Source organism: Streptomyces sp. NPDC007875 (genome assembly GCF_042868035.1).
Taxonomy (GTDB): Bacteria; Actinomycetota; Actinomycetes; order Streptomycetales; family Streptomycetaceae; genus Streptomyces; species Streptomyces antimycoticus.
This window is the reverse complement of sequence record NZ_JBIADZ010000032.1, coordinates 91236-106122: the sequence shown is the minus strand read 5'-3', so window position 1 is coordinate 106122 and position 14887 is coordinate 91236. Positions and strand designations below refer to the sequence as shown.

At 69.5% G+C, this 14887-nt stretch carries 13 protein-coding genes and 3 pseudogenes; 12 read left to right on the top strand and 4 right to left on the bottom strand.

Going from position 1 to position 14887, the window contains the following annotated elements:
- Nucleotides 1–502 precede the first annotated feature (502 nt).
- Entirely contained in the window at nt 503–676 is a 174-nt protein-coding gene (locus ACFYOY_RS41390; RefSeq protein ID WP_351904218.1) for a hypothetical protein, read from the top strand.
- Nucleotides 677–1415: 739 nt separating this feature from the next.
- Here the strand turns inward: ACFYOY_RS41390 and ACFYOY_RS41385 are convergent.
- Nucleotides 1416–1568, bottom strand: a complete 153-nt coding sequence (locus ACFYOY_RS41385; protein ID WP_351904221.1) for an acetolactate decarboxylase — start codon at nt 1566–1568, stop codon at nt 1416–1418.
- A gap of 161 nt (nt 1569–1729) precedes the next feature.
- On the opposite strand from ACFYOY_RS41385, the gene ACFYOY_RS41380 reads away from it, so the two are divergent.
- From ACFYOY_RS41380 to ACFYOY_RS41360, 5 genes are all read left to right on the top strand, one after another.
- Nucleotides 1730–4042 carry a xanthine dehydrogenase family protein molybdopterin-binding subunit gene (locus ACFYOY_RS41380; RefSeq protein ID WP_351904224.1) on the top strand — a complete coding sequence of 771 codons (2313 nt, stop codon included), beginning with the start codon at nt 1730–1732 and terminating at the stop codon, nt 4040–4042.
- On the top strand, nt 4039–4971 hold the full coding sequence (locus tag ACFYOY_RS41375) for an FAD binding domain-containing protein (RefSeq protein ID WP_351904227.1): 933 nt from the start codon (nt 4039–4041) through the stop codon (nt 4969–4971). Before ACFYOY_RS41380 ends, ACFYOY_RS41375 begins: the two co-directional genes overlap by 4 nt.
- The gene (locus tag ACFYOY_RS41370; protein WP_351904230.1) at nt 4968–5450 is read left to right on the top strand and encodes a (2Fe-2S)-binding protein; all 483 of its coding nucleotides are present in this window, start codon (nt 4968–4970) and stop codon (nt 5448–5450) included. Before ACFYOY_RS41375 ends, ACFYOY_RS41370 begins: the two co-directional genes overlap by 4 nt.
- A gap of 48 nt (nt 5451–5498) precedes the next feature.
- Entirely contained in the window at nt 5499–6488 is a 990-nt protein-coding gene (locus tag ACFYOY_RS41365) for an amidohydrolase family protein (RefSeq protein WP_388592900.1), read from the top strand.
- A gap of 98 nt (nt 6489–6586) precedes the next feature.
- Entirely contained in the window at nt 6587–7744 is a 1158-nt protein-coding gene (locus ACFYOY_RS41360; protein WP_351904236.1) for an FAD-dependent monooxygenase, read from the top strand.
- A 262-nt stretch (nt 7745–8006) separates the two neighbouring features.
- Here the strand turns inward: ACFYOY_RS41360 and ACFYOY_RS41355 are convergent, their stop codons facing one another.
- Complete coding sequence (locus tag ACFYOY_RS41355; RefSeq protein WP_388592896.1) at nt 8007–9293, bottom strand: 4-hydroxybenzoate 3-monooxygenase; 1287 nt, start codon at nt 9291–9293, stop codon at nt 8007–8009.
- Between the two features lie 138 nt (nt 9294–9431).
- Nucleotides 9432–10156, bottom strand: a pseudogene (locus tag ACFYOY_RS41350) (transposase family protein); the annotation flags it as partial.
- 108 nt (nt 10157–10264) lie between these two features.
- On the opposite strand from ACFYOY_RS41350, the pseudogene ACFYOY_RS41345 reads away from it, so the two are divergent.
- Together ACFYOY_RS41345 and ACFYOY_RS41340 are read left to right on the top strand one after the other, a co-directional pair.
- Nucleotides 10265–10598, top strand: a pseudogene (locus tag ACFYOY_RS41345) (recombinase family protein); the annotation flags it as partial.
- Nucleotides 10599–10605: 7 nt separating this feature from the next.
- The gene (locus ACFYOY_RS41340; protein ID WP_351904258.1) at nt 10606–10758 is read left to right on the top strand and encodes a hypothetical protein; all 153 of its coding nucleotides are present in this window, start codon (nt 10606–10608) and stop codon (nt 10756–10758) included.
- Nucleotides 10759–10822: 64 nt separating this feature from the next.
- Here the strand turns inward: ACFYOY_RS41340 and ACFYOY_RS41335 are convergent, their stop codons facing one another.
- Nucleotides 10823–11329, bottom strand: a complete 507-nt coding sequence (locus tag ACFYOY_RS41335; protein ID WP_351904242.1) for an SRPBCC family protein — start codon at nt 11327–11329, stop codon at nt 10823–10825.
- A gap of 140 nt (nt 11330–11469) precedes the next feature.
- Here ACFYOY_RS41335 and ACFYOY_RS41330 point away from each other — a divergent pair, with 140 nt between their 5' ends.
- The 4 genes and pseudogenes from ACFYOY_RS41330 to ACFYOY_RS41315 all read left to right on the top strand — a co-directional run bounded on the left by ACFYOY_RS41330 (nt 11470) and on the right by ACFYOY_RS41315 (nt 14830).
- On the top strand, nt 11470–12381 hold the full coding sequence (locus ACFYOY_RS41330; RefSeq protein WP_388592893.1) for a helix-turn-helix domain-containing protein: 912 nt from the start codon (nt 11470–11472) through the stop codon (nt 12379–12381).
- 179 nt (nt 12382–12560) lie between these two features.
- Nucleotides 12561–13526: a hypothetical protein gene (locus tag ACFYOY_RS41325; RefSeq protein WP_388592890.1), complete on the top strand. Its 966-nt coding sequence runs from the start codon at nt 12561–12563 to the stop codon at nt 13524–13526.
- 73 nt (nt 13527–13599) lie between these two features.
- Nucleotides 13600–13887 (top strand): annotated as a pseudogene (locus tag ACFYOY_RS41320) (fatty acid desaturase family protein); the annotation flags it as partial.
- A 391-nt stretch (nt 13888–14278) separates the two neighbouring features.
- Complete coding sequence (locus ACFYOY_RS41315; protein WP_388592887.1) at nt 14279–14830, top strand: PadR family transcriptional regulator; 552 nt, start codon at nt 14279–14281, stop codon at nt 14828–14830.
- The last annotated feature ends 57 nt before the right edge of the window (nt 14831–14887 follow it).

Sequence of the window (14887 nt, the reverse complement as noted above, 5' to 3'; positions counted from 1 at the left end):
ATCAGCGTGCTGTTCGCCATGCTCCGAGACGGCACCTTCTACCAACCCAGAACCCCACGCCTCGCTTGACGAAAGACATAGAGGCACCCCCCCGGTCCACTGACTCCCTGGTTTTCCCGGCAGCTCATGCCGGGTGCACCGGGAACGGACCGAAGCACATGTGGAGAAGGCCGCCACCTTAGACCCCAATGAGCCTGGTCCGGAGGACTGGCCCGACCACCTGGCTCTGTGGGCGCGGTCGCACCAGCGGCAGGACGGCACCCGGCCGCCGGACGGGGACGCCCTCAAGGACCGGTCTCGCGTACGCCGCCCAGGAAGGGGGGAAGGGGCCCCCGCCTCCATCGTGGACCGCGGCGAGCTCGAAAATCTCAGTCGCATCGCGGGGATGGACAAGGCCCTCCCCAGGTGGAGGACCACCTCAGGCGGAAGACCAACCGATGGGTGTCCTGGCCGGGTGGGGGCCCGGGGCGGCCTGCATCATTCATAATGGCCGCATTCCGCTATGTCTGCCGCCGAGCCGTCACCGTCTGCTGCCGAGGTGCTGCTGCAGCGCTATGCGCGAAGGCTTCCCGAGACGCTTGGCGAGCTGGCCGGGCCGGCGCACGGCTCCGTCCAGTTGCCGCCGCAGTGGCCGGGTCTGGCGCGATTCGATCTGGACCGCCGCGGTCGCGGATGAGCATGTACCGCACGGTGCCGGCCGAAGGGCAGCACGATGACCTGATCGCCCCGCTGAACCGGGCCTCCTGATCGACCAGTGGCCCGTCCTGCGCACGCTGATCAGCCGCGCCGTCCACGTTGGGAGGCTGTCCATATCACAGCCCAGCCATTTCCCCGATCCACTCGTTGGAGAGGCGGTCCGTCAAGGCCGCCCCTGACACACCACCAGCCGACTACACTCCGGACGACGCCTGTGACCAGGCCAGATAGCGAAACGCTGCTGGAGTACCAACCTCTCTTGCGACACCTGGGCCACTGCGACGGCCTGTTTCGCGGACTGGGAGGATGGCGCGGACCGCAACAGAAGGAGGGGGGATGCGCAGGGCCGTCCTCATCTTGTCCGGCGTCCTCGTGCTCGCCCTCGGAGGGTGCGTCTGCGTCGTGTGAGCGGCGCGGGACGTGGGTGCGCGCGGTGGCCGCCGCGACCCTGGCGGCGGGCGAGTTGGTGCGCCGGGCGAGGCGTATGGGCCAGAGCCGAAGCCCGGACCAACTCGACGATTCAGACGGCTAGAGATCTTCAAGTGTCGGAGTTATTTGCTGCTGGGCTGGTGACGGCTGACGTAGTGTCGGCTATGCCGGTTCTCTAAGGTATTCCGACGGTGGTGGTCTGACGGCTGAGGAACGAGCCCGGCGGGAGGATCGCCGCGCCGATCGAGGCAACGTTCGGCGTCCTACCAGGTAACAGGAACGGCCGAGAATCACCATCTCCCCGTCGAGATGGCTGATGTGCCCACGCCGAAATCACCGTGCCGGAGCAGCTCGCCGATTGTCACGTCGCCTTCGCACACGCCGTCGATCAAGACCCGCGTCGTCGAGGTCTGACAGATCTCGACAGGCGCGCTGCGCGTCATGCATGCGCTTTGTCGTAAATCGTGTCTAAATTTGGGTGATATCGGGTCTTTGAGCTGTCGCACCTCGCGCTGTGCGGCAGACGCCGCATAAGAACGCCCACATCCTCAGGGGTGACCGCCGGTTGGCCCCGCAGCAATTCGAGCCAGCTAGAGGTGCAGCTGTGTATCAATGGACGCGGCGCGAGGACGAAAGACTGCTCACAGGGAAGGGCCGCTATGTCGCCGATATCGAAGTGCCGGACTGTCTCGACGCTGTGTTCGTGAGAAGTAAGGTCGGCCACGGTGCGCTGCGCGCGGTGGACTGCGGTGCGGCTCGTGAAGTGCCCGGCGTGGTGGGCGCCTGGTCCGCCGCCGACCTCACGGACATGCCCCCGTGCGCCCACTCGGCAGCTACCCTGCAGGACCTGCCTCCGGTTCCGCATACCGTGCTGGCCAAACTGTCCTCGGATGAGGCGGTCGTCGGCCGCGAGTGGCCGGCGCTGGTGAAGGAACGCGTGCGCTACGCGGGCGAGGCGGTCGCGGTGGTCCTGGGGGATGACCGGTACCGGGCCGAGGACGGGGCCGCCGAGGTCACCTTCCAGGTCGACCCGCTGCCCGCAATGGTGACGCCGTCTGCCGCTGCCGCGGATTCGACCCTGCTCTTCGACGGACTGAGCAACATCGCCCTGCAGGGTGAGACTGGCAAGCCCATCGAGGACAAGGTGTGGCAGGACGCGGCCGCGGTGGTGGAGGCCCGGTACCGCCAGAACCTCCTGATGCCCACCCCGATGGAATGCAGGACGATCCTCGCCGTCCCGGAGGGCGACCGGCTGACGGTCTGGTCGGGGCACCAGATGCCCCACCGGCTCCGGCGTGAGCTGGCGGCACTGCTGGGCTGGTCGCAAGAGAAGGTACGTGTGGTGGTCCCGGACACCGGCGGCGCGTTCGGGTCGAAGAGCGCGTCCTTCCCGGAGTTCGTCATGGTCGCCTTCCTGGCGATCAAGCTGCAGCGGCCTGTCCGGTGGATCGAGGACCGCCTGGAATCCATGCTGGTCGCCACGCGAGGCCGGGGCCAGGACCAGCATGCGCGGCTGGCCGCCGACGCTGACGGTCGGCTTCTCGCCTACGAGCTCCATATCGACGCCGATGTCGGTGCCTACCCTCACCTAGGGGTCGGGCTGCCGATGCAGACCGCCTGGATGGCGACCGGCGCCTACCGCACCCCGCAGGTCCATGCGACCGTCCGCTCGATCCTCACCAACACCATGCTCACCTACCCCTACCGGGGTGCCGGGCGGCCGGAGGCGGTGATCGCGCTGGAGCGGTCCATGGACACGATGGCCCGTCGGCTGGGTATTGACCCGGCGGAGCTGCGACGCCGGAACTTCATCCCGCCCGAGAGCTTCCCGTACACGACCCCCACCGGCCGGACCTACGACAGCGGCGAATACGCACGCGCGCTCGATCTGGCGCTGGAGACTGTCGAGTACGACATGTGGCGGGCCGAACAGGCCCGGCGCCGGACGGACCCGACCGCCAAGCCTCTGGGAATCGGCTTGTCCTGCTATGTCGAGCGCTCCGGCGGGGAACCGGGTGGCCTCCACGAGTTCGGCAGCATCGAGGTCGGCACGGACGGCACGATCACCGCGCGGTGCGGCGCCGCTTCCAGCGGCCAGAGCCACGAGACGGTGTTCCCCGCGCTGGTCGCCAAGACCCTGGGCGTGGATGAACAGCGCGTCCGGCTGATTGAGGGCGACACCGACGAACAGCCCCAGGGCCTGGGCTCCTTCGCCAGCCGGACCGCCCAGGTCGCGGGCGCGATGCTGCAGCATGCCTCCCAACTGGTCATCGAGGAGGCCAAGCAGAGGGCCGCGAACCTGTGGGATCTGCCCCTGGAGCAGGTGGAGTGGTCCGACGGCACGGTGCACGCGGCCCAAGACGGTTCGGCCGCCATGGACATCAGCGAGCTGGTCAAGGCCACCGGGCCCCTGCGTATGGAGGACCGCTTCGAGACGGGGATGGAGTTCCCCTTCGGTACCCACGTGGCGGTGGCCGAGGTCGACCCGGAACTCGGCACCGTGCAACTGCTGAAGGTGGTGACGGTCGACGACTGCGGGGTGGTGCTCAACCCCGACATCGTCCACGCGCAGGCATTCGGGTCCGCTCTGCAGGGCATCGGCCAGGCACTGTACGAGGCCATCCCCTACGGCGACAACGGAGTTCCCCTGCTGGCCAACGGCCTGCTGGACTACCTGCTGCCGACCTATACCGAGTTGCCACCCATCGAGGCCAAGGACACCTGCACGCCGAGCCCGAGCTCTCCGCTGGGCGCCAAGGGCGCCGGCGAGTCGGGCTGCATCGGCCTGCCGGCCGCGGTCGTCAACGCCGTGGTCGACGCACTCCAGCCGGCCGACTGCGACCTGCTGCAGATGCCCCTCACCCCGGATGTGGTGTGGCGAGCGGCCCGAGCCCCGAAGCTGGAGGAGGCCCGGTGAAGCCCGCCGCCTTCGATTACGTCCTACCCCGCACCGTGGCCGAGGCCGTCGACGCTCTGGGGAACGGGGGCCGCAAGACCCAGGTCCTGGCCGGCGGCCAGAGCCTGCTTCTAGAGATGCACCTGGAGCGCATCCGTCCCGACCTGGTCGTCGACATCAACCGCATCCCGGAACTCGACGACATGCAGATCACTGACAACGTCCTGCAGGTCGGCGCCCTCATCAGGCACCACGCCTTCGAGTCCGCGCAGGCCGTGCCAGGTCCGCTCGGCTCGTTGTTCTCCCTCGCTGTCGTCAACATCGCCCACCCGCCCATCCGGTCCCGGGGAACCATGGTGGGCAGCTTCGGCTGGGGACATCCCGCGTCCGAGTGGTGCGCCATCGCCATGGCCCTGGACGCCGACATCCGGCTGCAAGGACCCGAAGGCGCCCGTACCGTCGCGGCACGCGACTACTTCCACGGCCCCCTCAAGACCGCCCGCCGCCCCGGAGAGCTGATCACCTCCGTGCGGTACCCGCTGCTCGCCGAGCACACCGGCGTCGGCTTCATCGAGCACCGACGTACGCACTTCTGCTTTGCCCAGGTAGCCGTGGCGGCCGTCCTCACCGCGCACGACGGAGTGATCAGCGAGGCACGCATCGGACTGGTCAACTGCGCCGACCGGCCGCTGAGGGCGCACGCCGCCGAGCAGGCCCTGACCGGCGTCGGGATCGGACCGCCGACGGACGGGTACCGGCTGCCCGAGGACCATCCGTTCACCCGGGCGGGTCGGATTGCCGCGGAGCAGGACGCCGCACCTCTGGCGGAGCCGTACGCGGACCTCGAATACCGGCGGCATGCCATCGCCGTCGTGGCTGCCAGGACACTGTGCCAGGCGGCGAACGACCACCGGTCTCGCGTCGGCAAGACCAAGGGAGACAGTCAATGAAGATCACCCTCACCGTGAACGGGGAGGAGTTCCCGCTCGACGTGGAGCCTCGGCGCATCCTGGCCGACGTGCTGCGGGAGGACTGCCGGCTCACCGGTACCCACCTGGGCTGTGAGCACGGTGTGTGTGGCGCCTGCACCGTGCTCGTGGACGGTGAGGCAGTACGCTCCTGTCTGATGCTCGCCGTGCAGTGCGACGGCGGGTCGGTCCGGACCGTGGAGGGACTCACCGGTTCGGACGGCGAGCCCAGCGCGCTGCAGCGCGCCTTTTCCGCCGAACACGCGTTGCAGTGCGGCTTCTGCACACCCGGATTCCTGATGGTGGCCGCCGGGGCGCTGGAGACCGACTCCACCCTTGCCGATCACCCCGAGCGCGTGGACCATATCGTCGGATCCAACATCTGCCGATGCACCGGCTACGAACCCATCCGTCGCGCGATCATGCGGGCAGCGCAAGAACAACAGCAGGCCACGACCTGACCCTGCCGCACGACGACCCCACCGTCAGGCGTCGGTTGAGGAGTAGACATGGCTGTAACGGGAAGCGTCCGCGCCGGAATCATCGACGTCCACGCGCACTGGCTGCCTTGGGAACTGCTCTCCCTCCCACCGGGCTCTCCCCTGGGCAGCATGAACGACCGCGACGGAGAGCTGTACCTGGGCGACAACCCGCTGTTCTTCCCCACCGCGGCGATGACCGACATCGACGCGGTCGTCACCGACACGCTGAAGGTCGGCCTGGGCGCCCGCGCCGTCTCAGCGCCACCCTTCGCCTTCCCCGTCCACGCGCCGTCAGAGGCGGACGACTATGTCTCGGCCTACAACGACCGGCTCGCGGAAGCTGTCTCATCCTCCGCCGGCACCCTGGTCGGACTCGGGCTGACCCGCGTGGACTACGTGGACGCCGCCCGTCGCGAGATGACCCGCTTGACCGCTATGGAGGGCATCGCAGGTGTCGCCGTCCCGCCCCTGGTCCAGGGGCAGTCCTACGGCGACGGTGTCATGCGGGAGGTACTGGCTGTCGCCGCCGAAGCGGACCTGGCCGTCCTCGTCCACCCGATGCAGCTGCCACGGCCGGAGTGGAAGGACCACTACCTGGCCAACCTGATCGGCAACCCGGTGGAAACCACGACCGCCGTGGCATCGGTGATCCTCAGCGGAGTCATGGAGGAACTACCGAACCTGCGCATCTGCTTCGTCCACGGCGGGGGCTGCGCACCGTCCTTGCTCGGGCGATGGGAACACGGATGGCGGTCTCGGGAAGACGTACGCCAGGGGAGCGGCCGCCCGCCGACTGACTCGTTCGCCAAGCTGTACTTCGACACGGTCACCCACGACCCCCAGGTACTGCGGCTGCTGACAGCCCATGCCACACCGGATCGAATCCTGTGCGGGAGCGACTATCCCTTCGACATGGCGCAGCCGGACCCAGTCCGCTTCCTTCTGGATCACGGCCTCGACGCCAGGACGCTCGAAGCGAACGGTCGCGCTTTCCTCGGCATCCACAACCCTGCCTGAGGGCTCTCCCGCTCTCTCCTCGGGCACTCGGTTGCTCGAGGGGAATCCGATTCCGAAGGCCCACACTCGCGAGGCGGCGGAGGTGTGTGATTCCCGAGATGAATGCCTTCACAGCGCTGGTCATCGGCGGATCCGTCGGCGGCCTGGCGGCGGCGCATGAGCTGCGAGCCGTTGGCGCGGAGGTCGCTGTGTACGAGCGGTCGGTGGGCAAGACGTCCGCCCGCGGCGCCGGCATCGTCATGCAACCGGAGACCGAGGCGCTGCTGAGTCGTCTGGGCGTACCAGCGCGGTCGGTGAGCGTCGAACTGCACGAGCGCCAGCAACTGCACACGCGTGGCAAAGCCGCGCGCTACGAGGCTCCACAACTCATGACCGCATGGGACACTCTCTACCGTGCGCTGCGAGAACCCCTCGCCGGAATGTGCTACCGCCTGGACAGCACACTCACTCGCGTACACGTGGACGGCCACGACGTCACCGCCGAGTTCTCCGACGGGTATACCGCGCGTGGCAACTTCCTGGTGGGCGCCGACGGAATCGGGTCGGCCGCCCGCAAACTGCTCGACTCCGCCACCCGCCCCATGTACGCCGGCTACGTAGCCTGGCGTGGTCTGGAACCCGAATCCGCGCTGCCGGGTGATCTGCTGGACCTTCTCTCGGGCCGCTTCACGTTCTTCACGTCGAGCGGAATGCAAATGCTCTGCTACCTGGTTCCCGGCGCCAACGGCGAGCGGGAAGAGGGCTCACGGCGCGTCAACTGGGTCTGGTACATGAACGTCGCCGAGCCGAACGTGCCGAAACTCCTCACCGGCCGCTCCGGAAGACACTTCGCACACTTCCTGCCGCCGGGCGAGTTGCTACCGGAAACCGCCGAGCAGGTCGCGCACCAGGCAGACGCCTCGCTTCCACGGGCCTTCGCCGAACTGATTCGCCTGTCGGACGTCTTCATGCAACCGGTGCTCGACCTCCCCCCTCGGCGCATGGTGGCCGACCACGCGGCATTGATCGGCGATGCGGCGGGCACGGTCCGGCCCCACACCGCCTCCGGGACATCCAAGGCGTTCGGTGACGCCGCAGGGCTGGCAACAGCCCTGCGAGGGTGGACCCGGACGCAGCCGCTTCCCGCCGCCGAACTGGAAAACTGGGAGGCGCGGCGCCTCGACCGCCTGCTCAGGTTGTCCGAGATCGGGCTCGAACTGGCAGAGAGATCCACGTTGGGCGCACGCGCGGGCAGCCAGTTCTTCACATCGGATTGACCCCGAAAGCCGCGTCCCGGGAAACAACCTGTTCCAGCGTCCGTGGTTGTTGTCGCCAGCGGGGAGCTGACAGGCGAAGACACCCGGCGCGTGCAGGGTTGTGCTGCTCGGTCACCCCGGAAGGTGACCGCCACCCTGCTGCACGAGCCGGACGATGTTTTCGATCACGGGTTGCGATCCTCTGCCGCCACGGCCCGCTGCACGCTCATATAGACCGGCACCGACTCCTACCGCTGTCAGCCCACGGAAGGCGAACGCTCGGTCACCAATCGCCGGCCGACGCTTTGCCGCGCGCCGCCGCGGCTCCCGGGCCCGGGCCGTTCTGGGCCCCGGCGTCCGGGACGGGGTTCAGCCCCGTCATGAGTTCCGCGAAGGTGCGGGCGGCGTTGCGGGAGGTGAAGAGGCGGTCGAGTCTGGCGCGGGCCAGTCCTCGCTGGAACGGGCCGGAGTGAGTGTCGTCACCGGCGTCGTGGAGGGTCCGGGTCAGCCAGTGGGAGAACTCCTGGTCGTTCCAGACCCGGCGGAGGCAGCGCTGTGAGTAGGTGTGCAGGCCGGTGTCGTCGTGGTCGTGGACAAAGTCCCGGACGGCGCGGGCGAAGAGATCTGCGTCGTAGAGCGCGAGGTTCATGCCCTTGCCTCCCAAGGGGGAGACGATGTGGGCAGCGTCGCCGACGAGGAAGAGGCGGCCGTACTGCATGGGGTCGTGGACGAGGCTGCGGAGCCGGAAGATCTCGCGGTCGGTGATCGGGCCGGGGACGAGGGCGGGGTCGGCGAGCCGGGTGCGCAGGGCGTCCCAGATGCGGCTGTCGGGCCAGGCGTCGGGATGGTCGTCGGGCGGGCACTGGAGGTAGTAGCGGCTGGCGTGCGGGCCGCGGGCGAAATGGGCGGCGAAGCCGTGCGGACTGACGGCGAGGAGGGGGCGGGCCGGGGGCGGGGCGTCGGCGAGGATGGTGAGCCAGCCGATGCCGTGCTCGAAGGTGTGGGCGGTGAGAGCTCCGTTGGGGACGGCGGCGCGGCTGATGCCGTGGTCACCGTCGCAGCCGGCGACGAACGTGCACGTGATGGCACGGAGAGTGCCGTCGGCGGTGCGGTAGTGGACGGTCGGGCGGTCGCCGGTCAGGTCGTGCAAGGAGATGTCGGCGGCCTCGAAGCGCAGGTCGCCGCCATCGGCGAGGTACACGGCGGTGAGCTTCTGGACCAGCACCTGCTGAGGACAGAGGCGAGCTCGGGGGCCTTCGGAGTCGTCGTCATCGGACACCAAGTGGCTCTCACCATCCACCCGGAATTCCATCAGGCCATCGGACGGGGCGCCGCCGAGGACTTGGTCGGCCAGCCCCCAGGAGTCGAACATCCGGACGGCGCGAGTTTCGACAATGCCGGCCCGCTGGCGCTGTGCCACGCGCTCGCGGGTCCGGCGTTCCAGGACCACGCAGTCGATACCGCTGCGCCGCAGAAGGTTTCCGACGGTCAGGCCGGCCGGGCCCGCACCGATCACCACAACGGTCGTGGACTCGGGCGACTCCCGCAACTCCGCAGGCTTTTCTGCCACTTGGTCACCTCCTATGCCAGTCTAGCCAAGTATCCGACATCCGAGCTGCTGAACCGGCAGGCGGTCAGCGCACGCCGCGGTCTGATCGTCTCCGGCCCGGCGAGCTGCGCCGCCACATCAGCCAGCCATAGGTCCGCTGAAGGTGACCTTGAGCAGGGCGTTCGCTCGCTCGGCGACTCCGTGGACGTCCCGGATCATCTTGTTGAACGCCTGCTGTGCTTCGGTGAGTTCGCTGCCCTTTGGCTCTTGGCCGGGTGGCGGAAGCCGTCGCCGGTGTTCTCGTAGCCGAGATCGGTCAGGGGCAGGATGCCCAGGGTGGCGGCGAGGCGGTTGAGGGCGTCGACCAGGCCGGGGGTGCGGGCGCAGGTGGTGTCGTGCTCACGGCCTGGGCGGACCGGGGAGACCCACAGCGGCCAGCCGTCCGGAGCGGAGACGACCTGGACGTTCCCGCCGTGATGGCGGTGCTTGCCGGACCACCACAGGTCTGCCCCGTTCGGGCCGGGGGCGGAGACGCGGTCCATGCGGATGACGGTGCCGTCCAGGTTGAGGTGGGTGTACCCGGCGGCCGCCGCCCGCTCCAGCGCGGTGGACAGGTCTGGGGCATGGTCGGCGAGCACGGTCAGTCCTTCGGGCAGGTAGCGGTAGGCCGTGGGTAGCGAGCTTCCGTTGTCCCGGGCGAGTTGGGCGAGGCGGGCGCCGTCGACGAACCACCGCAGCACGAGGACGCCTTGCTTGAAGGCCCCGAGGGCGCGGGTGTTCTTGCGGGTGCCGAGCCGTTGGTGGTGCTCGTGGAGCAGTCGGGCCAAGGTCTCAGCGGTCTCCCTGCCCACATCGTGCACAGCGGTGTAGCTGATATTGGTCAATACGTGAAGCCTTTGGCCGGGAAAGTGATCTTTGCAGACCTGTTCCTACCAGGGGCTTCGCTCACACCTGACACCGGGTCAGCTGACTCGCACCGCCCCGGCTCACGCATCGTCACGCACCGCAGCCGTCACGTTGCCGAGAACCAGCGGTCGACCGACCGCCAGAACCTCGTCCTGGCCGAGGCCGGGATCGAGGACCCGGTCGTCTTCGAGGAGCAGGCCGGCACCTCCAGCCGCCTCCACTCGCTGGAGCGCCCGAAGTTCGGCGAGCGACTCGTCTGCGCGCGGCCGGGCGACACCGTGCACATCTCCGAGATGTTCCGCCTGGTGCGCGGCACCGGACACACCCTCGACGTGCTCGACGTCCTGCACGCCGACCGCCTCACCCTGCGCATCCACGACGGCGCGTTCTCCCGCGATGGACCTCATCGCAGGCCACCCTGAGTGCGTTGGCGTCCAGTTCGGACGTCACCACCGCCGTGTCGTCGGCGATCTCGTCTGCTCACCAGGACGCCATCGGCGCCCGAATGGAGCGCCGCACCTCGGCGGCCGGTGCCTTGGTCCGCGGCGATGCTGATGCGCAGGCGCAGGCACTGGTGTGAGGCGTAAGCGGAGCGGGGGCTGTGTCAGGTTCTGATCATAGTGGCCGGTCAGGTGTATGGCGTGTCATCTTGTGTGTTCTTCGGCGAGCCATTGGGCGAGGGCGGTGAGGGTGGTTTCGACGCTGTTGGTCATGTAGCGGCGGAGTGTGTCCAGGTCGGTGCGTGTAGTGCCCAGCACCGGGTCGAGGCGGAGTAGTTTCCAGGACTGCTGGACGACTGTTCCGTGTCCTTGGGGGGTGAGGGTCCATTCCCAGTGCACGATGCCGTTGTCCGCGCCGCCGACGGCAAAGCCGAAAGCCGCCGCGGGGTCGGCTCGCACGATCTGGGAGCGGGTGGTCCACTCCTTGCCGTTCCTGTGGTTGCGGCCGCCGAACCAGGCGCCGACCCAGGGGCCGGCGCCTGGGTCGTAGGCAACGTCGTCGGCGTTGGGGCTCCAGCGGCTGATCGCGGACACATCACTGACCAGTTCGTAGACGCGGGCGGGCGTGGCGTGGACCCAGGCGCGTCTGGTGAAGGCGAAGTCGGCCGGGTCCAGAGCCTTGAAGGGGTCGTTGCCGGTGGTGGTGGTCAAGGCGGCCTCCTGGGTGTGGGCGGGGTGCCGGATTCGGCTGCCGTCATTTCATCGACGACGGCGGCGGGGGTCCAGACCCACGGTTGCCTATCCACGGCTGGGTCAGGCTGGGTTCTGCGAGGCGGCCCATACTCAGAGCCATGGACGGAAAGACACGGCTCGGGGACTTCCTGCGGGCGCGGCGTTCCCAGCTGCGCCCGGAGGATGTGGGGGTGCCCACCTATGGGGAGCGCCGGCGTGTGCCGGGTCTTCGGCGCGAGGAGTTGGCGCTGCTGGCGGGGGTGAGCACCTCTTACTACACCCGGCTGGAGCAGGGGCAGTCGCTGAGCGCGTCGCCTGATGTTCTGGATGCGATCGCCGGAGCTCTTCGGCTGGACGAGTCCGAGCGGCGGTACCTGCATGACCTGGCCCGAGTGGGCAGGCAGCGCGCCCGGGGTCGGCGGCCGGCGCCGGAACGGGTGACGGAGGCGATGCGCCAGTTGCTGGACGTGCTGGGCGAGGTTCCCGCCATCGTGCTCGGCCGGCGCAGCGATGTGCTGGCGTGGAACCGCCTGGGCCATGCGTTGTTCGCCGGGCATCTGGATTCCGGTGCCCCTGACCTGCCGGCGCAGCGTCCCAATATGGCCAGGCTGGTGTTCCTCGACTGCCATGTCCGTGATCTGTACGCGGACTGGCCGAGCAAGGCCAGGGCGGTGGTGGGGAATCTGCGTCTGGTGGCGGCCCGGCAGCCGCAGGACGCGGCATTGCACGCGCTCCTGGGTGAGCTGTCCGCGAAGAGTGCTGAGTTCGCCTCGATGTGGGCCGACCACCGTATCCAGGCCTGCACGGTCGACGAATATGAGATGCGTCATCCGCTGGTCGGGCCCCTGACCGTCATCCAGCAGACCCTGAGCAGCGGGCCGGGTCCCGTCGTGGTGGTCGCCACCACGGAAGCGGGCTCGCCCTCGGGGGCCGCGCTTGCTCTGCTCGCCCAAGCCACCAGCGAGGCCACCATGCGGGCCGGCCTCTCCTTGGACGCGGCGCGGACCCGGCCCCGCGCCGTCAGGGACTGACCCCCGTACAGCGTCACCGGGCGCTGCCGCGAGGAGCCGGCGCCCGTCCCGCCCGGGTATGGCCGCGGCCGGCCCTGTCGCGGGTCGGCTGCGGGGTGCCGCCCCGCCGGAAGAACCCACGTATCCCAAGTCATGCGTCGGTGTGTTGCTGCCGCATGCCCGAAAGCGAGAAGGAAACCATGTCCAAGAAGCTCTCCATGTCCGCTGTGGCGGCGGTCGTCCTGGCCGCGGCCGGTGCCTCGGCGCTCAGCCCCGCTCCGGCCTCGGCTGTCTCCGCGCCGCTGAGCAGCGCGCGGATCGCCGCGCACTTCGACCTGGCCAAAGGGCAGATGCCGGAGAACCTCGCCCTGGCACCGGGCGGCCGCGCGTACGTCACCTTCGCCAAGGGCCGTCAGGTCGCCGAGGTCTCCCCCCGGGGTACTGTCCGGATCCTGGCCACCCTGCCCAAGCCCGCCGACGGCGGGGTCCACACCCCGGCCATGGGATTCCCGCTGACCGCCGGGATCGTCCGGGCCCACGACGGGACCTTGTACTTCCTGTACGCCACCGGCACCGCCGACCTCACCGGCGTATGGCGGATGCGCCCCGGCGGCCGGCCGGAGCGGATCGCCCCGCTGCCGGCGGACGGTCTGCCCAACGGTCTGGCGCTGGATGCGCGCACCCACACCCTCTATGCCGCCGACTCCGTGCTCGGCACCATCTGGACGGTGCCCACCACCAGCGGCACCCCGACCGCCTGGTCCACCGCCCCCGAACTGGCCCCCACCGGCTTCCTCGGCGCCAACGGCCTGAAGATCCACAACGGCGCGGTCTGGGCCACCAATCTCGACCAGGGCACCATCGTGCGCATCCCCGTCCTCCAGGACGGAGGTGCGGGCGGGATCCAGACTCGGGCCAGCGGCATGCCGGGGATCGACGACTTCGCCTTCACCGGCGGTGGCGACCGGCTCCTGGCCGCCCTGGACGGACCGAACGAAGTCGCGCTCGTCCAGCCCGACGGCAGCCACTCCACCGTGCTGACGTCGGTGGACGGTCTGCAGAACCCCACGTCCATCGCCCTGCGCGGCGACACCGTCTACGTGCTGAGCGCCGGCTGGAACACCGCCGAGGACCCCAACCTGATCCTCGCCCACCTGGACAGGTAGGGCCGCGGGCACAAGCACGGACCCAGGCGAAGCACACCAGGCCTGGGCTGACGGGTTCGGTCGGTCCGGGCCGATGCCCGACCCGGCGGGCGAGCGCTGGGGTCATCTGCGCCGCCAGGTGCTGACCTCGCGGAACGTCCGGGGCGGGCCGGTCACCGACTGGCTCCTGGGCGGGCTGAACTACCAGATCGAGCACCACCTCTTCCCGAACATGCCCAGGCCCCACCTCAGGCTCGTACAGCCTCTGGTCCGGGAACACTGCCGCGACCTCAAGCTCCCGTACGCCGAGACCGGGCTGCTCGACTCCTACCGGCAGGGGCTGCGGCACATGCACACGGTCGGCGGTGCGGCCCGGCCGGAAGGAGAGCGCCGTCGGCCATGCCGCCTTCCTGAGGCTGTCCCGCGTGGGACTCGTGCTGTTCCAGCAGTTCAACAACCGGCGGCACCCGCGACTCCCCGCGCTGTTCACCGGCCGCAAGCGACACGTGGTAGTCGACACGCCCGGCCTGCAGCCGGGGATGATCGTCACGGGTGCGGATGCCGGCGACCGCACCGCGGCGCAGGTGCTGCTCGCGCAGGTGACCGCCGCGCACCGGCGACTGGAGTTGGCCCGGGGGCGAGGGTCACCGTGTGACGGGACACCGCGGCGCGGAGGCGGTACGCCTTCCCGACCGCGGATGGGGTTCAGAGGCCGGCTTGACGCTCCATTTGGCTAACCGCTATCTATTGGGGGTCGCAGAGAAGGGTGGCCCGTGCAGGACGTGATGCTGGCGCTGCTGGTCAAGGAGCCGTCGCACGGGTACGACCTGCGCGCGCGGCTGGTAGCGGCGCTCGGGCCATTGGGGGAGACGCTGAACGCGGGGCAGATCTATGTGACGCTCAGCCGGCTCGAAAAGGCGGGTCTGGTCGTCCAGGAGCGTGAGGACGCACCGGTGCGCGGCCCGCGGCGCAAGGTGTACGCGCCGACCGCGGCCGGGCATGAGCGGGTGGCCGCATGGATGGCCGAGAGCGCCGGACCCAGAGCGGACGTGACGGAGTTCCACCTGAAGTTGGTGGCCGCCGGTGAGTCTGGCCTGGCCGATCCGCTCGCGCTCGTGGACGCGCGGCGGCGGGAGCTGATGCGCAGCCTCGCCGAAGCCCAGCACGCTGCCCTTGCTCACGACACGGACTCGGAGGCCGGGCTGCTTCTGGAGGGCATCGCGCTCCGGTTGCAGGCCGATCTGCGCTGGTTGGAAGCGTGGGGGGGGGCCCGGGGCGCCCCCCCCCCCCCGGGGGGCGGGCGCGGGAACCGATGTGGAGAGTAAGTCCGCCGGGCCGCGGCCGCGGGCCGCGGGGGGGGTCCGGCCCCGCGGCCGGCGCCG